The sequence below is a fragment of the Pseudomonas sp. Root401 genome, assembly GCF_001425105.1.
In the GTDB taxonomy this organism is placed as follows: domain Bacteria; phylum Pseudomonadota; class Gammaproteobacteria; order Pseudomonadales; family Pseudomonadaceae; genus Aquipseudomonas; species Aquipseudomonas brassicacearum.
The window spans coordinates 1-2,191 of sequence record NZ_LMDO01000058.1 but is presented as its reverse complement, the minus strand read 5'-3'; the positions used below and the strand labels follow the sequence as shown (position 1 = coordinate 2,191).

Genomic DNA, 2,191 nt, shown 5'->3' with positions numbered 1-2,191 from the left:
CTTTATCGATGCTGACTTCAACTTTGCCGGCGTCTTTGTAGACGTCGTCTTTTGGCGCATCGACAGTGACGGTGCCGGTGGTGGCGCCTGCTGCGATGTTGATCACAGCGCCGTTGCTCAAAGTGACGGTCACTGGTGAGCCGGCGGCGTTGGTCAATGTTGCGGTGTAGACGATCGAGCCGCCTTCGGCTACTTCGGTAGACGCGGACAGGCTCAGGCCNGGTGACGGTCACTGGTGAGCCGGCKGCGTTGGTCARKGTKGCGGTGTAGACGATCGAGCCGCCTTCGGCTACTTCGGTAGACGCGGACAGGCTCAGGCCAGTGGTGTCCTGAGTRTCTGTGACGGTGGTTTCGGCAGGCTTGCCGTCGATGTCCAGTTTTTCGTAGTTGCCGCCCTGGGCGTCATCRATCTTCACGCTCAGGTTRTCGCCGCCCGCGAGGGCGTCGTTTGGTGTAACGAAGTTCACCGAAGCGGAGCTGGCACCGACTGGGATGGTAATGGTCTGGCCGTTGCTCAACRTCACGACGAGCGGGGCATCAGTGACCGGTGCGTTNGGTGAGCCGGCGGCGTTGGTCAGGGTGGCGGTGTAAACGATGGAACCGCCTTCGGCGACAGTGTCAGTTGCCGAGAGCGTCAGACCAGTAGTGTCCTGCACATCGGTAACGGTGGTGTCCGCCGGGGTGGCGTCGATGTCCAGTTTTTCGTAGTTGCCGCCCTGGGCGTCATCAATCTTCACGCTCAGGTTATCGCCGCCCGCGAGGGCGTCGTTTGGTGTAACGAAGTTCACCGAAGCGGAGCTGGCACCGACTGGGATGGTAATGGTCTGGCCGTTGCTCAACRTCACGACGAGCGGGGCATCAGTGACCGGTGCGTTRACCGAGGCGGTGTAAACSACRGTCCCACCTTCGGCCACCGTCGAAGTCGCWGTGAGCGAAACGGTGCTGGTGTCGATGGTGTCGGTRACGTCAGTCACCGCWGGCGTGGTGCTCGGAACCAGGTTTTCGAAGTTGCCGCCAGTGGCTTTATCGATGCTGACTTCRACTTTGCCGGCGTCTTTGTAGACGTCGTCTTTTGGYGCATCGACAGTGACGGTGCCGGTGGTGGCGCCTGCTGCGATGTTGATCACCGCGCCGTTGCTCAGRGTCACAGTGACAGGCGAGCCRGCGGCGTTGGTCAGGGTGGCGGTGTAAACGATGGAGCCGCCTTCGGCGACAGTGTCAGTTGCCGAGAGCGTCAGGCCAGTGGTGTCCTGAGTGTCTGTGACGGTGGTTTCGGCAGGCTTGCCGTCGATGTCCAGTTTTTCGTAGTTGCCGCCCTGGGCGTCGTCGATCTTCACGCTCAGGCTGTCGCCGCCCGCGAGGGCGTCGTTTGGCGTCACGAAGTTCACGGTGCCGCTGCTGGCGCCGACCGGAATGGTGATGGTCTGGCCGTTCGACAGGGTGATCACCAACGGAGCGTCGGTCACGGGTGCGTTAACCGAGGCGGTGTATACCACGGTGCCGCCTTCAGCAACGGTGGATGTTGCGGTCAGGCTCACAGTCGAGGTGTCGATGGTGTCAGTGACATCGGTCACTGCTGGGGTGGTGCTCGGAACCAGGTTCTCGAAATTACCGCCAGTGGCTTTATCGATGCTGACTTCAACTTTACCAGCGTCTTTGTAGACGTCGTCTTTTGGCGCATCGACGGTCACGGTGCCGGTGGTGGCGCCTGCTGCGATGTTGATGACGGCGCCGTTGCTCAATGTCACAGTGACAGGCGAGCCGGCGGCGTTGGTCAGGGTGGCGGTGTAAACGATGGAACCGCCTTCGGCGACAGTGTCAGTTGCCGAGAGCGTCAGGCCAGTGGTGTCCTGAGTGTCTGTGACGGTGGTTTCGGCAGGCTTGCCGTCGATGTCCAGGTCAGGCCAGTGGTGTCCTGAGTGTCTGTGACGGTGGTTTCGGCAGGCTTGCCGTCGATGTCCAGTTTTTCGTAGTTGCCGCCCTGGGCGTCGTCGATCTTCACGCTCAGGTTATCGCCGCCTGCGAGGGCGTCGTTTGGCGTGACGAAGTTCACGGTGCCGCTGCTGGCGCCAACCGGAATGGTAATGGTCTGGCCGTTGCTCAACGTCACGACGAGCGGGGCATCAGTGACCGGTGCGTTGACCGACGCTGTGTAAACGACAGTCCCACCTTCGGCCACCGTCGAAGTCGC

3 protein-coding genes and 1 pseudogene are annotated in these 2,191 nt (G+C 61.5%); all 4 read right to left on the bottom strand.

Features of this window, described 5'->3' with window-relative positions:
- Positions 1-211: immunoglobulin-like domain-containing protein (locus ASC85_RS33605; protein ID WP_330219825.1), on the bottom strand; the 211-nt coding region annotated here is incomplete at its 3' end.
- A 10-nt stretch (positions 212-221) separates the two neighbouring features.
- Positions 222-554 (bottom strand): annotated as a pseudogene (locus ASC85_RS33600) (immunoglobulin-like domain-containing protein); the annotation flags it as partial.
- Position 555: 1 nt separating this feature from the next.
- Positions 556-1,796 (bottom strand): immunoglobulin-like domain-containing protein (locus ASC85_RS33595; protein WP_330219824.1); only part of this gene is annotated, 1,241 nt, incomplete at its 3' end.
- 38 nt (positions 1,797-1,834) lie between these two features.
- The coding region (locus tag ASC85_RS33335) for an immunoglobulin-like domain-containing protein (RefSeq protein WP_236712414.1) at positions 1,835-2,191 on the bottom strand (357 nt) is incomplete at its 5' end.